The organism is Sphingobium indicum BiD32 (assembly GCF_000382885.1).
Taxonomy (GTDB): Bacteria; Pseudomonadota; Alphaproteobacteria; order Sphingomonadales; family Sphingomonadaceae; genus Sphingobium; species Sphingobium japonicum_C.
Genome location: NZ_CAVK010000045.1, coordinates 1 through 18,765 on the forward strand (window position 1 = coordinate 1; position 18,765 = coordinate 18,765).

At 63.0% G+C, this 18,765-nt stretch carries 17 protein-coding genes; 10 read left to right on the forward strand and 7 right to left on the reverse strand.

Annotation, left to right across the window (positions count from 1 at the left end; translation table 11 throughout):
• Window positions 1-36: 36 nt before the first annotated feature.
• The 3 genes from EBBID32_RS04645 to EBBID32_RS04655 all read right to left on the reverse strand — a co-directional run bounded on the left by EBBID32_RS04645 (window position 37) and on the right by EBBID32_RS04655 (window position 4,992).
• Window positions 37-804, reverse strand: a complete 768-nt coding sequence (locus EBBID32_RS04645; RefSeq protein ID WP_006951536.1) for a DsbA family protein — start codon at window positions 802-804, stop codon at window positions 37-39.
• A 1-nt stretch (window position 805) separates the two neighbouring features.
• Complete coding sequence (locus EBBID32_RS04650; protein ID WP_037488780.1) at window positions 806-2,155, reverse strand: M48 family metalloprotease; 1,350 nt, start codon at window positions 2,153-2,155, stop codon at window positions 806-808.
• A 128-nt stretch (window positions 2,156-2,283) separates the two neighbouring features.
• Window positions 2,284-4,992 carry an Rne/Rng family ribonuclease gene (locus EBBID32_RS04655; protein ID WP_006951540.1) on the reverse strand — a complete coding sequence of 903 codons (2,709 nt, stop codon included), beginning with the start codon at window positions 4,990-4,992 and terminating at the stop codon, window positions 2,284-2,286.
• A 640-nt stretch (window positions 4,993-5,632) separates the two neighbouring features.
• Between EBBID32_RS04655 and EBBID32_RS04660 the strand changes: the two genes are divergently transcribed.
• The 7 genes from EBBID32_RS04660 (at window position 5,633) to EBBID32_RS04685 (ending at window position 12,630) form a co-directional block, all read left to right on the forward strand.
• Window positions 5,633-6,913, forward strand: coding sequence for an N-acetylmuramoyl-L-alanine amidase (locus tag EBBID32_RS04660; protein ID WP_006951543.1), 1,281 nt, complete (start codon window positions 5,633-5,635; stop codon window positions 6,911-6,913).
• A gap of 94 nt (window positions 6,914-7,007) precedes the next feature.
• Entirely contained in the window at window positions 7,008-9,542 is a 2,535-nt protein-coding gene (locus EBBID32_RS04665) for a penicillin-binding protein 1A (RefSeq protein ID WP_006951545.1), read from the forward strand.
• 12 nt (window positions 9,543-9,554) lie between these two features.
• Window positions 9,555-9,737 (forward strand): hypothetical protein, encoded by a 183-nt coding sequence (locus EBBID32_RS23965; protein ID WP_156022460.1) that lies wholly within the window; start codon window positions 9,555-9,557, stop codon window positions 9,735-9,737.
• A gap of 160 nt (window positions 9,738-9,897) precedes the next feature.
• A complete protein-coding gene (locus EBBID32_RS23445; protein WP_006951551.1) occupies window positions 9,898-10,302 on the forward strand; it encodes an endonuclease domain-containing protein in 405 nt (134 codons plus the stop codon).
• An 81-nt stretch (window positions 10,303-10,383) separates the two neighbouring features.
• The gene (prfB, locus tag EBBID32_RS04675) at window positions 10,384-11,511 is read left to right on the forward strand and encodes a peptide chain release factor 2 (RefSeq protein ID WP_006951553.1); all 1,128 of its coding nucleotides are present in this window, start codon (window positions 10,384-10,386) and stop codon (window positions 11,509-11,511) included.
• 5 nt (window positions 11,512-11,516) lie between these two features.
• Window positions 11,517-12,248, forward strand: coding sequence for a class I SAM-dependent methyltransferase (locus tag EBBID32_RS04680; RefSeq protein WP_037488799.1), 732 nt, complete (start codon window positions 11,517-11,519; stop codon window positions 12,246-12,248).
• A gap of 73 nt (window positions 12,249-12,321) precedes the next feature.
• Window positions 12,322-12,630, forward strand: a complete 309-nt coding sequence (locus EBBID32_RS04685; protein ID WP_006951570.1) for a PilZ domain-containing protein — start codon at window positions 12,322-12,324, stop codon at window positions 12,628-12,630.
• On the opposite strand, the gene EBBID32_RS24420 is transcribed toward EBBID32_RS04685, so the two are convergent.
• From EBBID32_RS24420 to EBBID32_RS24425, 4 genes are all read right to left on the reverse strand, one after another.
• Entirely contained in the window at window positions 12,627-12,782 is a 156-nt protein-coding gene (locus tag EBBID32_RS24420; RefSeq protein ID WP_006951571.1) for a hypothetical protein, read from the reverse strand. The two genes, EBBID32_RS04685 and EBBID32_RS24420, sit on opposite strands and share 4 nt — an antisense overlap.
• 15 nt (window positions 12,783-12,797) lie before the next feature.
• Entirely contained in the window at window positions 12,798-13,508 is a 711-nt protein-coding gene (locus EBBID32_RS04690) for a hypothetical protein (protein ID WP_006951572.1), read from the reverse strand.
• A gap of 103 nt (window positions 13,509-13,611) precedes the next feature.
• Window positions 13,612-14,835 carry a toxic anion resistance protein gene (locus EBBID32_RS04695; protein ID WP_006951573.1) on the reverse strand — a complete coding sequence of 408 codons (1,224 nt, stop codon included), beginning with the start codon at window positions 14,833-14,835 and terminating at the stop codon, window positions 13,612-13,614.
• Window positions 14,836-14,863: 28 nt separating this feature from the next.
• The gene (locus tag EBBID32_RS24425) at window positions 14,864-15,331 is read right to left on the reverse strand and encodes a hypothetical protein (protein WP_196805587.1); all 468 of its coding nucleotides are present in this window, start codon (window positions 15,329-15,331) and stop codon (window positions 14,864-14,866) included.
• A gap of 34 nt (window positions 15,332-15,365) precedes the next feature.
• Between EBBID32_RS24425 and EBBID32_RS04700 the strand changes: the two genes are divergently transcribed.
• From EBBID32_RS04700 to typA, 3 genes are all read left to right on the forward strand, one after another.
• Window positions 15,366-16,370, forward strand: a complete 1,005-nt coding sequence (locus EBBID32_RS04700; protein ID WP_196805588.1) for a radical SAM/SPASM domain-containing protein — start codon at window positions 15,366-15,368, stop codon at window positions 16,368-16,370.
• A gap of 18 nt (window positions 16,371-16,388) precedes the next feature.
• Window positions 16,389-16,610: a hypothetical protein gene (locus tag EBBID32_RS04705; RefSeq protein ID WP_037488795.1), complete on the forward strand. Its 222-nt coding sequence runs from the start codon at window positions 16,389-16,391 to the stop codon at window positions 16,608-16,610.
• A 159-nt stretch (window positions 16,611-16,769) separates the two neighbouring features.
• Window positions 16,770-18,590 (forward strand): translational GTPase TypA, encoded by a 1,821-nt coding sequence (gene typA, locus EBBID32_RS04710; protein WP_006951577.1) that lies wholly within the window; start codon window positions 16,770-16,772, stop codon window positions 18,588-18,590.
• Window positions 18,591-18,765: the final 175 nt, after the last annotated feature.

The following is an 18,765-nucleotide window of genomic DNA, read 5'->3' on the forward strand; positions in this document are numbered from 1 at the left end:
CAGCCACCTCCCCTTGCAGGGGAGGATGAGTTTTGACTACTTCCCCCGTGCCGTCGCCACGCCGGTCTGGAGCGCGTCGAAACCCACCGCGCCGTTCAGCACCTGATCGCCGATTACGAAGGTCGGCGTTCCGCTGGCCTGCAATTTCTGCGCAAGGGCGATGTTGGACTGGATTTCGGCGTCATATTTGCTCGACGCAATCGCCGCTTCGGCGTCGGCCCTGCTGATCCCCGCCTTCGCTGCCGCTGCGACGATGGTGTCGCGCGTCACTTTGCCCGCGCCATAGAGCGCCTTGTGATAGGCCATATATTGCCCCCGCTCGGCCGCCAGCAGCGATACCTTTGCAGCGTCGCTGCTTTCCTCCGACAGGATCGGCAGTTCGCGATAGACGATTTTCACCTTCGCGTCCGACCCCACCAGCCTGGCGAGATCGGGCAGTGACGCGCGGCAATAGCTACAGGCATAGTCGAAAAATTCGACTACGGTGACGTCGGCATTGGCCGCGCCTTCCCATGCCCCGGCATAGGGCTTTTCCAGCACCGCGCGATTGTCGGTTATCGTCCCCGACATCCGCTTGGCCTGCAATTTCTCGATCGCCTGCGGGATGATCTCAGGGTGCTCAAGGATATAGTCGTGGACGATTTTTTCGATCGCGCTCTTGTCCGTGGCATTGACGCCAGCGGGCGCCTGCACGGCCAGAGCGGTCCCGGCGGCTGCCGCGATCAAGGCGAAAGCGCCAAGGGTCATCTGGATCATCCTGTTGGAAAGGGCCGCGCGGAATGGCGGCCGGATTTGCTGCGTCATCTTATCGTTTCTTCCGCTGCTGCTCTATCGCGGCGCGCGATACCATCGCGATATCCTGCGCCCGCAGATAGTCAACCGTACCCGGCTTCAGCCCCTGCATCGCCGCGTCGGCGCTGCGGAGTGCCATGGGATGCTGGCCGATCATGGCATAGCGTTCTGCCGTCGCCAGCGCGGCGCGGGGGGTGTCGCCCCGCCGTTCATAGACGACGCCTAGCTGATACCAGGCAAAGGGATTTTCCCGGTCGCGCGCGACGGCCAGCCGCAACACCTGTTCCGCCTCGGCAAAATTCGCCTCATCCTCGGTCGCGATCAGCGCATGGGACAGCAGCACCGAAATCAGCGGCTGGTTGGTCAGCCGCACCGCCTCGCGCAGGGGTGCGACGGCCTCTTTCGGCCGCCCGCTTTCCAGCAATATCTGGCCTTTCAGTTCCAGAAAATAGGGGTCGTCGGGGGCAGCCGCCAGCAGCGCGTCGGCCTCATGCAGAGCACGCTGCGGATAGGCGCTTTTGTGCCAGGCATAGGCTCTGGCATAATGGGCCGGGATCGACTGGTCGCTTTCGGGATATTTCTGCAAGGTCTGGGTCGGTTCGGATACGAAGCCGACCAGCTTGGCCTTGATCCGCTCGAACCGCTGCTCCAGCCCCCGGTCGACCGGCTTTTCCCACGCGGGGTCAACGGTATAGACTTCGCGCAGCACATTGATGCGCTCGCCCGACAGCGGATGGGTGCGGCCATAACTATTGTCCTGCGGGATGGCGAGGCGATATTCTTGATTTTGCAGCTTCTTGAAGAATTCCAGGCTGCCCCGGCCACTCACGCCCGCCGCGCTCAGATAACGCGCCCCTGCCAGATCGGCGGAGCTTTCCTGCCCGCGCGAAAAGGCCAGGAATTTGGTCATCGCCGCCTGCTGGCCCAGGCCCATGATTCCCATGCCCGCTTCCGCGCCGCCCGCTGCAATCGCTGCCGCGCCAAGGACGAGGCTAAGCAGCGTCACCCCGGTCGCCTCGCGAATGCCCTCGCCAAAGCGGACGATATGGCCACCCTCGATATGGCCCAGTTCATGCGCGACCACGCCCTGCAACTGGTTCACATTGTCGGCCTGCGCGATCAGCCCGCTATGGACCCACACATATTGGCCGCCCGCGACGAAGGCGTTGATTTCGGGGTCGTTGATGACCAGCACTTGCACATTGCGCGGGTCCATCCCCGCCGCCTTCACCAGCGGCGCGGACATGTCGGCCATGAAGGCCTCGGTCTCTGCATCGCGCAGGATGCTCTGCGCCAGCGCCGGGCGCGCCATCAGCATGAATGTGCCCAGCAACAGGGCAAGCCATCGGAACAGTCGAACCATCACGCGCCGCCGATGCCATGTGCGCCATGAACCGCCGGTGAAGCAGAGCGCCAAACGGCAAACGCCGCTGCGCACCGGGTGAAACCGGACGAGCAGCGGCGCTTTTTCATCGATGAGCGATCCGGCCGTTATTGACCGAACGTACGCTGCCACCAGCCGCGACGCGGCGTGCCATCTTCGTTGACGCCCTCGGTTTCGCCTTCCGCCGCCACAGTCTCGGCAGCCGGGGCTTCCTCAACCACAGCAGGGGCTTCAACGGCCGGTGCCGCCTCGGCTTCCACCGCAACGTCAGCCTTTTTGCGCCGGGTGCGCTTGGGCTTGGCGGGGGCTTCTTCCGCCACCGGCGCGGCTTCGGCAACCGCAGCAGCCGCGGCGTCAGCCTCGATCTGCGCCTTGGTGCGACGGCCACGACGGGGCTTGGCGGGCGCTTCCTCGGCGGCCACTTCGGCAGGCGCCTCGGCCACGACCTCGACAGGCGCTTCCTCGACGACCGTTTCCGTTACCGCCGCGCTGTCAGCCTTGGGCTTGCGGGCGCGGGGACGGCGGCGGGTCTTGGGGGCTTCCTCGGCGGGAGCCTCCTCGACAGCGGCTTCCTCGATCACGGGCGCTTCGTCGGCGACCGGTTCGGCCTCCACGGCTTCGGTGCCTGCTTCGCTCGTGCCTTCGCCACCTTCGCGACGACGACGACCACCACGACGACCACGGCGACCGCGACGACGGGCAGCGCCCTCTTCCTCGGTTTCGGCGGTGGTGACGGTGACTTCGGCTTCGGCTTCGCCGTCCTCGGTTGCGCCTTCTTCGGCATCCGCAGCTTCGGCCCCAGCTTCGCTGTCGTCGCCAGCTTCACCCTCGACGCGATTGTCGTCGCGCTGGCCGCCACGACGGCGACGCCGGCGACGGCGGCGGCGGTTGCCATCGCGATCCTCGCCCCGGTCGCCCTGTTCGCGATCGCCACGCGGCTCACGCTCGGCAACGACTTCTTCCTCGTCCTCGGCCTGCGGCTCTTCTTCTTCCTCTTCCTCCTCGATCAGGTCGAGTTCGTCGTCATCCTGATCCATCGGGGCATAGGTCACGACGCGCTCAGGCCGGGGACCGCTCGGTTCCACCGACATGCGCGCGCCTTCAACTTCGCCATCGGGCAGGACGACGATGCTGACGCCATAACGCTGCTCGATTTCGTCCAGTTCGCGACGCTTGTTGTTGAGGACGTAGAAGGCCGCTTCCTGGCTGGCGCGCAGCGTGATGACGTTGCCGCGACCACGCGCCGCTTCCTCTTCCAGCATACGCAGCGCGGACAGGCCGGCCGACGAAGCGGTGCGGACCAGACCGGTGCCCTCGCAATGCGGGCACTGGCGGGTCGATGCTTCCAGCACGCCGGTGCGCAGGCGCTGGCGGCTCATTTCCATCAGGCCAAAGCCCGAAATCCGGCCGACCTGGATGCGCGCGCGATCGTCCTTCAGCGCGTCCTTCATCGCCTTCTCGACCTTGCGGATGTTGGAGTTCACCTCCATGTCGATAAAGTCGATGACGACCAGACCGGCCATGTCGCGCAGCCGCAACTGACGCGCAATCTCGCGCGCCGCTTCCAGATTGGTGGCAACCGCAGTCTGTTCGATGCCATGCTCGCGGGTCGACCGGCCGGAGTTGATGTCGATCGACACCAACGCCTCGGTCGGGTTGATGACCAGATAGCCGCCTGATTTCAGCTGCACCACCGGGTTATACATGGCGGCCAACTGATCCTCGACACCGGCGCGCTGGAACAGCGACACTGCGTCGGCATAGCCCTTCACCTTGCGCGCATGGCTGGGCATCAGCAGGCGCATGAAGTCCTTCGCGGCCTTGTAGCCATGCTCGCCCTCGACGATGACTTCTTCGATATCCTTGTTGTAGATATCGCGGATCGCCCGCTTGATCAGGTCGCTGTCATTGTGAATCAGCGCCGGGGCGGCCGACTTCATCGTATTTTCGCGAATTTCGTCCCACAGCCGGGCGAGATAGTCGAAGTCGCGCTTGATCTCGACCTTGGTGCGCTGAAGCCCTGCGGTGCGCACGATGCAGCCCATCGAGGAAGGCAGCGCCATGTCGGCGATGATCGTCTTGAGCCGCTTGCGGTCGGCCGCGTTGCTGATCTTGCGCGAAATCCCGCCGCCATGCGACGTATTGGGCATCAGCACGCAGTAACGACCGGCCAGCGACAAATAGCTGGTCAGCGCCGCGCCCTTGTTGCCGCGTTCTTCCTTGACGACCTGCACCAGCAATACCTGGCGGCGCTTGATGACGTCCTGAATCTTGTAGCGACGGCGCAGCGCCATGCGCTTGCGGCGCAGTTCGTCGGCGGCGTCGTCGCCACCCCGGCCACGGCCACGCCCGCGACCATTGCCGCGTCCGCCATTGCCCTCGGTCTCGCTGCCTTCGGCCTGTTCGCCCGCTTCCTGCTCGTCCTCATCATCATGATGATGGGTCGCCTCGACCGTCTCGACGCTGCCATGGCCGTCCTCGTCATCCTCATCGTCGAAATCGGCGCGCAGCGCGGCCTCTTCCTCGGCATGGGCGCGTTCTTCGCGCAGCAGCGCTTCGCGGTCCTCACGCGGTATCTGATAATAGTCGGGATGGATTTCGCTGAAAGCGAGGAAGCCGTGGCGGTTGCCGCCATAATCGACAAACGCGGCCTGCAACGAGGGTTCGACCCGCGTTACCTTGGCCAGATAGATATTGCCCTTGAGCTGCTTGTGCTCAGCGGACTCGAAGTCGAATTCCTCGATCCGGTTACCCTTGACGACCGCGACACGGGTTTCTTCCCGGTGGCGCGCATCGATCAGCATACGCATTGTCATGTAATAGTCTCCGGCGTGGACGGGCTGCGGCACAAGGCCGCGCCGCCACGCGATAGTGAAGGGACGACCACGCGCGCGCCGAAAGGGGCGCGGGTTGCGGCGTCGTCCAGGTTTGAAGGAAATAATGCGTGTCTGCTGCGTCGGCAGGGCCGGACAATTCGCCGGGCCGGACCATCCACGCCGCATCGCCCGTTACCGGGGCAAGCGTGGAATGGAATTCATGCCTCATGCAGCGTCAACCTGTTACTGGCATCCTTTGGCGCGCAGGGTGCGCATCGATGCCTCTCTTAATTCCCCGCAGCACCGCCATGAAACAGGCAAGTCTTGCGGGAATGTGAATGGGTAGCAGTCAAAGACCCACGGGGCAACGGCTGCCTGAAATATTATGTCGTGACTATTTCTGGGACCGCACCAGCCCGTTCCCCCACCCGGCCACCCACAGTGTATCCTGTTTGGGTGGCTGGGTGGGGGAGCGGGCTGGTGCGGCACGAACGGGCGAAGCCCGTTCCCAAAAAGACCCTTCAGTATCCCTCGTATCGGGCTTCGTGCTGAAAATCATATTAACCCTCTCATTTTACGGAGCCACAACAGGCTGTGCTTAATCCGGGGTTTAGCGTGGGGACGCTGAACGGATAAGCGCATGACATTTGGCTGGACGGCCCGCATCGATGCGATGCACAAACGGCGCATGTTGCAGAGCCTTGCCCTTGCAAGCACCCTGACGATGGCAGCGCCCGGCAGCGCCGGTGGCATCTATGCCGTCGACGTGCGCGACGATCGCGTCGTTGTCCGCTTCGATGATCGGGTCGATGGCGCATCCGCCTTCCTGCTCGATACACCGCGTCGGATCGCGCTCGACATCAGCGGCGCGCAAGTGGGTCGCGGTCAGTTTGCGCCCGGCAATGGCGCGATCGCCGCCGTGCGACAGGGCCAGTTGAGCCAGGGCACCGCCCGCGTCGTCCTCGACCTCGCCAGCCCGGCAACATTGGGCGATGCGCAGATCGCACCCGACGGCAAATCGCTCAGCTTCTCGCTCAAGGACGCAACCGACACCGCTTTTCGCACGGCAGTGGGCAGGGGCCGCACCAGCTTCGACGCGCCCGCAAACATGAGCGCCCGTCCGCAAAAGCGCCTCCATTCCATCACTGTGCCGATCCCGTCCATGGCGCGCGGCGTGGCGCTGCCGCCAGTCGAAGGCGCGCGTGACGGTGCCCGTCCGCTGATCGTGATCGACGCAGGCCATGGCGGGCATGATCCGGGCGCGATCAACAAGGAAAATGGCAAGCGCGAAAAGGATGTGACGCTCGCCATTGCCCAGGCGATCCGCGATCAGCTGGTCAAGTCCGGCCGCGTCCGCGTGGCGCTGACCCGCGACGATGACAAATATCTCGTGTTGCAGGAACGCTATGGCATCGCCCGCAAGCTGGGCGCCGACCTGTTCATCTCGGTCCATGCCGATGCGGCCGAAAATGCCGAAGCCCATGGCGCGACTGTCTATACCTTGTCCGAAACCGCGTCCGACCGGGAAGCCGCACGACTGGCCGCGCGCGAAAACAAGGCCGACATCATCAATGGCGTCAATCTGGGTGGTCAGTCGGGTGATGTCTCCTCGATCCTCATCGACCTGACCCAGCGCGAATCGATGAATATATCGGCCAGTTTTGCCCGCCTGCTCCAGCGCGAAGCCTCGCCCTATGTGCCGTTCCGCAGCGCCTATCACCGCTTCGCCTCGCTCATGGTCCTGAAAGCACCCGATACGCCCTCGGTCCTGTTCGAGACCGGCTATATCAGCAATGCCGACGACGCAGCCTTTCTCGCCTCGCGCGATGGCCAACAGAAAATCGCCCGCGGCGTCGCCCGCGCGATCGAGGTTCATTTCGCCCGCAAGCTGGCCATGCATGGCGGTGCGAACGGAGGCTGATCCAGTCAAAATCCTCCCCCGCCGAGGGAGGATCACCCACATCAACGATCCCCACTGGCGCTACGAGCTTTTTGACCTTAGAGCCTGATCCGTCATGGAAGAGGCCCGTTCCAATCCGCCCGCATCGTCCTTCGCCTATCGCCTGCGTCGCGACGCAGGCGGCGTGCTCGATCGTCTGCGCCCGCTCTGGCAGCGCCGCCTGTTCCGTTGGGCGTCGATCCTGCTGGGCGGCTTCCTGCTATTCTGTGCGCTGTTCTGGCTGATCTTCGCACGCGGCCTGCCGGACGCGGCGACGCTGCTGGAATATGAACCGCCGCTGCCCACCATCGTGCGCGACATTAATGGCCAGCCGGTCCACAGCTATGCCCGCGAACGGCGCGTCCAGCTGCAATATAGCGATTATCCCACATTGCTGATCCGTGCCTATCTGGCGGCGGAGGACAAGACCTTCTTCGACCATCATGGCGTCGATTTCCCCGGTTTTGCAGGCGCGGTGGTGGATTATGCCAGCAAGCTCGGCTCCGGCCAGCGCGCGCGCGGCGGCTCTACCATCACGCAGCAGGTGGTCAAGAATCTGCTGATCGGCGACGAATATTCGCCCACGCGCAAGGTGAAGGAGATGATCCTGGCCTGGCGCATGGAAAATGTCCTGACGAAGCAGCAGATCCTCGAACTCTATCTCAACCAGATATTCCTGGGTCGTAACGCCTATGGCGTGCAGGCCGCTGCCCGCGCCTATTTCGACAAGGATGTAGCTGACCTCCAGCTCCACGAAATGGCCTATCTGTCGATCCTGCCCAAGGGGCCGGCCAATTACCGCCCGGAAAGCCCATCCGGCCACGCCCGCGCGCTCGACCGGCGTAATTGGGCGCTGGGCGAAATGGTCAAGAGTGACTGGATCACACCGGCGCAGCGCGACGCGGCGATGGCGCAGCCGCTTGGCACCGTGGCGATGCACGGTTCCGGCTTTGATGCGCGCGCAGGCGGCTATTATATGGAAGAGGTGCGCCGCCGCCTGATCGCCCGGTTCGGGGAAAAGGCGAGCGATGGTCCCAACAGCATCTATGCCGGTGGCCTGTGGGTGCGCAGCCCCTATGACCCGGTGGTGCAGGCCAGCACGCAAAATGCGCTGCGCGGCGGCCTGCTGCGCTTTGACGCCGGGCGCGGCTGGTCCGGTCCGGTCGGCCATATCAATATCGACAAGGGCTGGGAGCGGGAACTGGCCGCCAGCTATATCGACGTCGATTATGCGCAATGGCGCGTCGCCGTCGTCATCAGCCGCACTTCGACCGACGCGCAACTCGGCTTTTCCGACGGCAACACCGGCACGCTCCCCGCCAGCGCCGCCCAGACCCCCTATCGCAAGACCGGCGGTCCTGCCTTTTCCGCGATGAAGCCGGGCGACCTGATCGTCGTCGCGCGCAACGGATCAAGCTGGGCGCTGCGCTCCATCCCCGAAGTATCGGGCGGCATGGTGGTGGAAGAAGTCCATTCCGGTCGCATTCGCGCGATGCAGGGTGGCTTCGATTCGCGCCTCTCCTCTTACAACCGCGCCACCCAGGCGCTGCGCCAGCCAGGCTCGACCATCAAGCCGTTCGTCTATGCCGCCGCGCTCGATGGCGGCATGACACCGGCCTCGATCATCGTCGATGGTCCCCTGTGCGTCTATCAGGGCGCGGGCCTTGGCCAGAAATGCTTCCGCAACTTTTCGGGCGGCAGCGCCGGGCCGCAGACGATGCGCTGGGGCGTCGAACAATCACGCAACCTGATGACCGTGCGCGCCGCCAGCCAGACCGGGATGGAACGGGTCGTGCGCACCATCAAGGGCATGGGGATTGGCGATTATCAGCCCTATCTCTCCTTCGCGCTGGGGGCGGGCGAAACCACGGTCGAACGCATGGTCAACGCCTATGCGACGCTCGCCAATCAGGGGCGGCAATTCCCATCCAGGGTGATGGATTATGTTCAGGACCGGCGCGGGAAGGTGATCTGGCCCGAACGCTGGCGCGCCTGCGATGGCTGCAACGCGGCCAATTGGGACGGCAAGCCGATGCCGCGCTTCGGCTTTGAAGGCAAGCAGGTGATGAACCCGATGACCGCCTATCAGGTCGTCCACATCACCGAAGGCGTGGTCCAGCGCGGCACCGCCACCGTGCTGGCAGACCTCAATCGCCCCCTGTTCGGCAAGACCGGGACGACCAACGGCCCGACCAATGTCTGGTTCGTGGGCGGATCGCCCGATCTCGTCGCCGGTGTCTATATCGGCTATGACCAGCCGCGCAGTCTGGGCGGCTGGGCGCAGGGCGGGCGGATCGCCGCGCCGATCTGGAAAGCGGCCATGGCCCCGATCCTGGAAACCATGCCCAAAACGCCCTTCATCGCCCCGGCGGGCATCCGCATGGTCGCGATCGACCGGCGGTCTGGCAAGCGCGTCTATGGCGCCTGGCCGACCAGCGAACCCAAGGCCGCCGTCATCTGGGAAGCCTTCAAACCCGAATCCGAACCCCGCCGCACCATCCGCAAGGAAGAAGCCGAGGAACAGGCCAAGGTCGCCGAGACCCGCGCCGCCCGTCGCACAAGGGCGCGCACGGACAGCGATTTCCTGTCGGATCAGGGCGGGATTTATTGAGGGTTGGGTGGCATGATGGCAACGGATGAACGTCTTGCGTCAACGGCATATGATCTTTGCATAGAAGTGCGAGAGGCTGTCTTTCAGTTTCTGTCGGACGAGGATTTGCTTGCCGAACTGCGGCGTAGATGTTCGGGCTATACCGATGACCAATATCGGCAGGCTGTTGCTCAAGGGATGCTCAACTCACGCTGATGTTTGTTGGCAAGGCGAGCTACTCCTCCGTCAGCCCTTTGGGCTGCCACGTCCCCCGTCGGGGGAGAATTGTGAAATTGCAGGCGTGAGACCAATTAAATTCCTCCCCTGACAGGGGAGGTGGCTGGCCGCAGGCCAGACGGAGGGGTAGGGTGCGACCATGCTCTACGGCCCGAAAGACACGCAACGTCGCGCCCGAACGCTTCGCCAGACCATGACCTTGCCCGAAATCTTGCTCTGGCAGGCACTGCGTGAGCGACCGGCCAATCTCCGTTTCCGCCGGCAGCATCCCGCAGGCATTTACGTCCTGGACTTCTTCTGCCCAAGGCACAGGCTGGCGATCGAGGTCGATGGCGAGATCCATGGACGGGGCGACCAGCCCGAACGGGACGCCGTGCGTGATGCGTGGTTGAAGGGCGAAGGGATCAAGGTCGTCCGCATCCCCGCCACTGATGTGCTGCGTGATCTTGAGGCGGTTGTATGCCATATCATCGCCAGCACGGGACGAGAGCTACCCCTCCGTCAGCCCTGCGGGCTGCCACCTCCCCTGTCAGGGGAGGATTGATCTTCCCAAATCCGCCGCCCTCGGATAGGGGCAGGCGCTTGATGCGTTAACGCACCTGACAAGCTACCCCGGAGACCACCCATGCGCGCCGAAGCGCTGCAATATATTGATCGCATCGACGCAGCGCTGGCCCTGCTGCGCCAGTCGCTCGACTGGGACCGCGCGCTGCGGCGGCTAGACGAGCTGAACGCGCGCGTCGAGGACCCGACCCTGTGGGACAATGCCAAGCTGGCGCAGGAGGTGATGCGGGAGCGCACCCGGCTGGACAGCGCCATCGGCGCGACCCGCGCGATCGCTTCCGAAAAGTCCGACACCGCCGAACTGATCGAAATGGCCGAGGCCGAGGGCGACGAGGAAATGGTGTCCGAAGCCATTGCAGGCCTGAAGGCGCTGGCCGACCGCGCGGATGAGGACAAGATCAAGGCGCTGCTGTCGGGCGAGGCGGACGCCAGCGACACCTATCTGGAAATCCATGCCGGGGCTGGCGGCACCGAAAGCCAGGACTGGGCCGAAATCCTGTCCCGCATGTATCGCCGCTGGGCGGAACGGCGCGGCTACAAGGTCGAACTGGTCGATTATCAGGCGGGCGATCAGGCGGGCATCAAGTCCGCCACCTTCCTGATCAAGGGCGAAAACGCCTATGGCTATGCCAAGACTGAAAGCGGTGTCCATCGCCTGGTCCGCATCAGTCCCTATGACAGCGCCGCGCGCCGCCATACCAGCTTCTCGTCGGTGTGGGTCTATCCGGTGATCGACGATGATATCGATATCGAGGTCAAGGAATCCGACCTCAAGATCGACACCTATCGCGCATCGGGCGCAGGCGGGCAGCACGTCAACACGACCGATTCGGCCGTGCGCATCACCCACGTCCCTTCCGGCATTATCGTCGCGTCACAGAATGACCGGTCGCAGCACAAGAACCGCGCCACCGCGATGAATATGCTCAAAGCCCGGCTCTACGAAGCCGAACTCGCCAAGCGCGAAGCGGTGACCGCGGGCGAATATGCGGCCAAGACTGAAATCGGCTGGGGCCACCAGATCCGTTCCTATGTGTTGCAACCCTATCAGCTGGTGAAGGATCTGCGCACCGGCGTTACATCGACCGCGCCTGACGATGTGCTGGACGGCGCGCTCGATCCGTTCATGGCCGCCGCCTTGAGCCAGAAGGTGACGGGCGAAAGCGTCGATGTCGAGGATGTCGACTGATGACGATGCTGCGGGTGGCCATGGCGGGCATGCTTGTCCTGCTGGCTGCCTGCGATCGCCTGTCGCCCGGCAATGAAGCGGAACGCGCGCCTGCCGCCGCGCCCTTTCCGCTGGCTGACCGCCCCGTCGCCCCGATTGTATCGACTCGCTGGTCGAGTGAGGAAGCGCGCGACCGGGTGCATGAGGCGGAGGATATCATGGATCGCGCCGGCATTCGCCCCGGCATGACCGTGGCGGACATTGGTGCGGGCGAGGGCTATTATACCGTCCGTCTCGCCGCCCGTGTCGGCAAAACCGGTAGAGTCCTGGCTGAGGACATCATGCCCGAAGTGATCGAAGCGCTCTCGCGCCGCATCACGCGGGAAAAGCTGGATAATGTCAGCGTCAAGCTGGGCGCGCCGGAAGACCCGCGCCTGCCGGTCAACAGTTTTGACCGTATCCTGATGGTCCATATGTATCATGAGATCGCAGAGCCTTACGCCTTCCTCTGGCATCTCAGCCCTGCGCTGAAAAAGGATGGCGAGTTGATCGTTGTCGATGCCAACCGCCCGACCGAGCAGCATGGCACGCCGCCGCGCCTGCTTGCCTGCGAACTGGCGGCAATGGGCTTCCGGCTGGAAGAGGTCATCCCCAAGCCAACGGCAGGCGGCTATTTCGCGCGCTTCCGCCGCATCGCCGCGCGCCCCGACCCCGCCAGCATCGTCCCTTGCGCCTATCACAGCGAAAATCAGGGTTAATGCGATCCTGATCCTTTATGGTGATTGGATGTTGTTCGCTCCTGCAATATGAAGATGTCAGGGAGGTTCCTTCATGACCGACCATGTTTCACTTGCGCCGTCAGGACCAAAGCCGCGCATCGCCACGCGGCACAAAATGTTCGAGCCGGTGGTGCTGCGCCTGCGGGGCACGCCGTTGCGCGCGCATATATTGGATCTGTCGACAACAGGGGCGTTGGCCCATTGCGACCATCCTCCGCAGGCCGGTGATCGCGTCAGGATAGAGGCGGAAGGGATCACCGCGATCGCCTATGTCGTCTGGGTCCGGGCGAAACGCTTTGGCCTGCATTTCGACATAGCCCTGTCCGACGCCATAGTGCAGCGGGTCGTGCGCGGGGATTAACCCTTGCGCCGCCAGCGCCGGAACAGCGACACGCCCAGCACCCCGCCACCGACCACCGCCGCAATTGCCCCGCCTGCGGACGCCAGCGCCCATGCGCCCGCCGCCAGCAGCCCTGTCAAAAAATCAACGATGATGAGGGTGAGGTGGATCATCCGGGAAGAACGGGGCTATTGCCCCAACTCCTTCGCCTCCTGATATTTCAACTCCAGAAAGCGGTTCTGCGTCGCCAGCTTGTCCAGGTCGCCACTGGCCAGGCTTTCGCTCATCCGCGCAATTTCCGCGTCGATCACCGCCAGCCCCTCGACCAGCTGCTTTTCCGGCACCCGGCCATTGCGCTCCTCGCGCCGCAACGGCTGGGGGATCGACTGATAGCCGGTGACCAGTTCGGGCAGATGGTCTGCCAGCAGGCGACGCACCTCCAGCGCGGCGGGATCCTGCGGGCCGAGCCTTTCCAGTTGCGGCGCCAATATCTCCAGCTTCACGCCGATACTGTCCACCAGCGTCACCGCCGGGGCAGGCAGCGCCTTGCGCTGATTTTCCAGCCAGATTTCGGTCTGGAGCGGCAGGGCGGTAAGCGGCGTTTCCGCCAGCGCCTCGGTCCGCACGCGGGTTTCCGTCGGCAGCAGGCCGATCAGCAGCAAAGCCGCGATCATCACCCCCAGCGCGACCATGATGCCGGTTGTCCCCAGCGGCATCACGAATCCGGCAACCGCGCTGCCCAATATCACCGCCAATATCGCCCAGAAGGCATATTTGATCTTGCGGAGCAGCCCCGCGTTGCGCCGCTGCCGCGCCCGCGCGGTCAGGCTTTGCCCCCGCTCGCTATGACGCCGCAGCACCGCTTCGGCATCGGCCAGCACGCGATCGGAACGGCTCATGTCACCTGCCTCCGTTCGCTTCGAGCGTGTCGAGAAGCGGTTAGCGCGGTGCCTGCGTTTCTCGACTTCGCTCGAAACGAACGGATGTTTTTGGTGAACATCCTCACCCCTCGATCGCACTCAGCAAGGGATTGTCTGCTCGCGCTTCCTTCGACGCCTGCGCCTGCCCCTCGGCCCGCGCGATATAGCCCTTGGACTTCTCGACCTCGTGCGACAGCGTCGTCACGGTCGTTTTCATATTCTCCAACGCTTTCAGCTTGAAGCTGTCGATATTGTCCATCGTGTCGTAAATATTCTGGAAGGCACGCTGCAACGTCTCGATCGGAATCGTGCTGGATGCGGCCTGCTCGTGAATCTGCGCGGTCTGGCTTTTCAGCAATTCGCCGGTCGAATCGATCATGTTCGCGGTGGTAGTGTTGAGCGCGGTGATCTGCTCCAGCACCAGCCTTTGTCCCACCAGCGCCTGCGCTACCGTCACGGCCGTGCGCAGCGCCGCGACCGTGGTGGTGGAGGCGCGGTCCACGCCTTTGACCAGTTCGACATTATTCTTTTTCACCAGATCGAGCGCCAGATAGCCCTGCACCGTCACCGCCATCTGGGTCAGCAAATCCTGTGTACGCTGGCGAATGTAGAACAGCGCGCTCTCGCGGATCGCCTTCGCCTTGGTCGGGTCGGTCGAATCCAGTTCCAGCGCCTTGGCTTCCAGCCGCGCGTCCATCGTCTTGCTGATATGGATCATCTGTTCCAGACGGCCCATCGTCGCCCACATATTCTGGCGTTCCACGTCGATCGCGGCATTATCCTTGATCAGCGTGTCCTTGCCGCTGGCCAGCGATCCCAGGATGGAATTGATGTGGCTCTGCGCGCTCTTATAGCTGTCGAAATAGTCGCGCATCTTGTTGCCGAACGGGATGATGCCGAACAGCCTTTTGGGCGCGGTCAGCTTGCCGCGCTTGCCAGGATCCAGATCCTCGACCGTGCGGCGCAGTTCGGCCAGGTCCGCGCCGACCTTGCTGTCGCTGTCCATTGCGCGCACAGGCCGGTCGAGGAAGCGGTTGCTATGCCCCGCCGCCTCGGCAATTTCCTTGCGCCCCATATTGGTCAGCTGGTCGACCCGCGCGCCGAATGCGGGCGAATTGGCGTCCTGCGCCACCAGATCGTCGATGAAGGCATCGACCTTCTCGTCCAGCTTGGACTTTTTGCCTTCGTCGATCGGCACCAGCCCGGCGGTCCTTTCGGCGCTTACGACCGGCACCGGGTCGGGCGGCGTCAGGCTGAACGGATCGCCGGAGGATGTTGCGGTCGTGGTGGGCGCGGTGCTGGCCATGCTATCTCCTTGCGGCTGTTATATGCGACTATAACACTGCATCTTCAATGCGGAACAGGCGTGAAATATGGCCCGGCCCGGCGCCCGATGCAAATGGATCGGGACATCGGCACGGAAAAGCCGGGTCAGCGCGCGATCGGGCTTGTTTGCCGCCGCGTCGCTCGCGCCGATGGCTGGACCGTTCCGGCGGGGCATTCGCCGCAGGAAAATTTCCGCGCGCGAGAGATGGGTTAACGCGCTGATTTGGCACCATCTTGGCGATCGAAGCGTCAACATGACTGATAATAGCGATGCCATAATTATGGTAAACGCAAATACAGTTATCATTAAAATTGATGGCATGGACTCGCGATGCTAATATTCGAGTCGCCGATATAATGGCAGTGGTCGCCCCATAAAAATCCCAAATTGTCATAAAATACTGATCTTCGCGAATATTCGTCGGGGAGGATATGACTTTGTCAGAATTTGAAGATTTGCGGGAATGGTCTGCCATTCTTGAGAAGGATGTTCTTGTCCTCAACACAACGATGACATGCCCATTATCATGCGATTTCTGCTGTTATGGTTGTCATCCCGGCCGTCAGGAACGGATGCCGATCGACAAGGCGTTAAGCCTGATCGACCAGGCAGCAGCCATCGAACATTTTTCCTCGGTCGGCTTCACCGGCGGCGAACCTATGGTCCATCGCGACGATTTTCTGGCGATGATCGACCGTTGCGCGCTGCATGGCTTGCCTTTCACGGTGGCAAGTTCGGGCTACTGGGGCGAAAGCGGGGAGGAAGCACGGGGGTTGGCGGCGCGTATGGCGGCTTGCGGCCTGCGCCGGATGAACATCAGCTGCGACCCTTCCCATGCCGAGTTTGTGACACCCGATGCGGTCACGCGGGCCGCCCATGCCTGTGCGGCACATGACATTCCCGTTTACATCGTCGGCACCTTTGACACGCCCGGTGGAACGTTGCGCGAATTCGTACCGGGATTGGTGGGGGTGCCCAACGTCCATCTGATCGACAAGATCGTGGCCAAGACCGGCCGGGCAACCAAATGGGATGTCGATTACGCCGCGCTGACGGGTCCGAAGGTGAAAACCTGCTACCGGCGCGTCCATCATGACATTGTCATATTCTGGGATGGCAAGACCTATCCCTGTTGCTCGACCTTCAACCGGGCGACGCCCGGCCTTGTCATGGGCAATGCATTTACCGAGCCGCTGGCGCTGATCCGGGCGCGAATCGAGGCATCGCTCTTGCTGCGCGTGATCAAGCGAGAGGGATTTCCGCAATTTTACGACATTATCGAACGGCTCGATCCGGCGCTGTATGCCGACATGCCGAAATTTGAAGATTATCCCGGTGCCTGCAGCACTTGCCATGCGGTGCTCCGCAAACCGCAAATCGCCGCTCGCGTGCAGGCTGTGTTTGAAACCTACCGCACGCAGGAAATCATCAAGACAATGGACCGGGTCGAAGGGGTTTTGGGGAAGGAACGCGCTGCAGCCTTCTTCGGAAACATGCTCGAACACTGCAGCTGAACAGAGAGGAATATGGATATGGGTACGGCAAGAGCTACTCTGACGACCAAGTTGCAAGCCAGTCCTGCGGCGCGTGTGCGCTTCATGAACAGCTTTCTGGGTTTGCTCAAGGAGCAGGGCGTCGACATCGACGATGCCGCCGCGATCAAGGATCTGGGCCTGCATCTTGATCTGACGGACGGCAAGGCGTGGTTCGACGGCAGTGTTGCTTCGACGAACATCATCACCATCAACCATTAATGCGGCGCGGGAGCGGGACGGCCGCCCGCTCCCCGCATCACTTCCCCCAGCTCTCACCCCCCAACCCTTGCCGCGGCGCATCAATTCCTGTAGGGGCGCGCCCGAAGCCTCTGTGTGACCTTGTGTCGGCCAGGGGAGCCCATATCCCAAAGGCAAGACATGTCCCTGCGTAATATCGCGATCATCGCGCACGTCGATCACGGCAAGACCACCCTCGTTGACCAGCTTTTCCGCCAGTCCGGCACCTTCCGCGACAATCAGCGCGTCGAAGAGCGGGCGATGGACAGCAACGATCTCGAAAAAGAGCGCGGCATCACCATCCTGGCCAAGCCAACCTCGGTCGAGTGGGAAGGCACCCGCATCAACATCGTCGACACGCCCGGTCACGCCGACTTTGGTGGCGAAGTCGAGCGCATCCTCTCGATGGTCGATGGCGTCGTCCTGCTGGTCGATTCGTCGGAAGGCGCGATGCCGCAGACCAAGTTCGTGACCGGCAAGGCGCTGGCGCTGGGCCTGCGTCCGATCGTCGTCGTCAACAAGGTCGACCGTCCCGACGAGCGTATCCAGGAAGTGCTGGACGAAGTGTTCGACCTGTTCGTGTCGCTCGACGCGACTGACGAGCAACTCGACTTCCCCGTCCTCTACGCATCGGGCCGTAACGGCTACGCCAATGAAGATCCCACGCTGCGTTCGGGCACGTTGAAGCCGCTGTTCCAGAAGATCGTCGATCATGTGCCTGCGCCCGCCGTGGAAGTTGACGGTGTGCCCTTCACCTTCCTGGTGACGCTGCTTGACCGCGATAATTTCCTGGGCCGAATCCTGACTGGCCGCGTGACCAGCGGTTCGGTCAAGGTGAACCAGGCGATCCACGCGCTCGACATGGATGGCAAGGTCATCGAAACCGGCCGCGCGTCCAAGATCATGGCTTTCCATGGCCTAGATCGCGTCCCCGTCGACGAAGCCAAGGCCGGCGACATCATCTCGCTGGCGGGTCTGGCGGTCGCGACCGTCGCGAACACCATCTGCGACACGTCTGTCACCGTGCCGATCCAGGCCCAGCCGATCGATCCGCCAACCCTCTCGATGCGCTTTGCGGTGAACGATTCGCCCATGGCGGGCCGTGAAGGCACCAAGGTGACGAGCCGCATGATCCGCGATCGCCTCGCCCGCGAAGCCGAATCGAACGTGGCCGTCAAGGTGACCGAGAGCGCCGACAAGGACAGTTTTGAAGTCGCAGGGCGCGGTGAGCTTCAGCTCGGCGTGCTCATCGAAACCATGCGCCGTGAAGGGTTTGAGCTGTCGATCAGCCGCCCGCGCGTGCTGTTTGGCGAAGATGAGGATGGTGGCAAGACCGAGCCTTATGAAACCGTCATGATCGACGTCGATGATGAATTTTCGGGCACGGTTGTCGAGAAGATGAACCTGCGCAAGGCGGAAATGACCGACATGCGCCCGTCGGGTGGCGGCAAGACCCGCATTACCTTCTCCGCCCCCTCGCGCGGCCTGATCGGCTATCATGGCGAATTCCTGTCCGACACGCGCGGCACCGGCATCATGAACCGCCTGTTCGAGAAGTACGGCCCCCACAAGGGCAAGATCGAAGGCCGCAAGAATGGCGTTCTGATCTCCAACGGCGCGGGCGAAGCCAATGCCTATGCGCTGGGTCCGCTCGAAGAACGCGGCATCCTGATGGTCGGCGTGGGCGAAGCGCTCTATGAAGGCATGATCATCGGCGAAAACGCCAAGCCCGACGACCTCGAAGTCAACCCGATGAAGTCCAAGGCGCTGACCAACTTCCGTGCATCGGGCAAGGACGACGCCGTCCGCCTGACCCCGCCATGGAAGCTGACGCTGGAACAGGCCATCGCCTATATCGACGATGATGAACTGGTCGAAGTCACGCCCAAGACGATTCGCCTGCGCAAGCGCTACCTCGACCCGAACGAGCGCAAGCGCATGAGCCGCTCCAAGGCGGCCTGATCATTCCTCCCCAGGCTTGCCTGGGGAGGGGACCGTTCGCGAGGCGAATGGTGTGGAGGGGCAGGGGCGTCACAACGCTCCCGCCCTTTTCTTTTGGCGATTATGTAGTTTACAAACCGATATTTGCTTTTCGAGAACAAAGCCGATCCTCCCCTTTAAGGGGAGGTGGATGGCC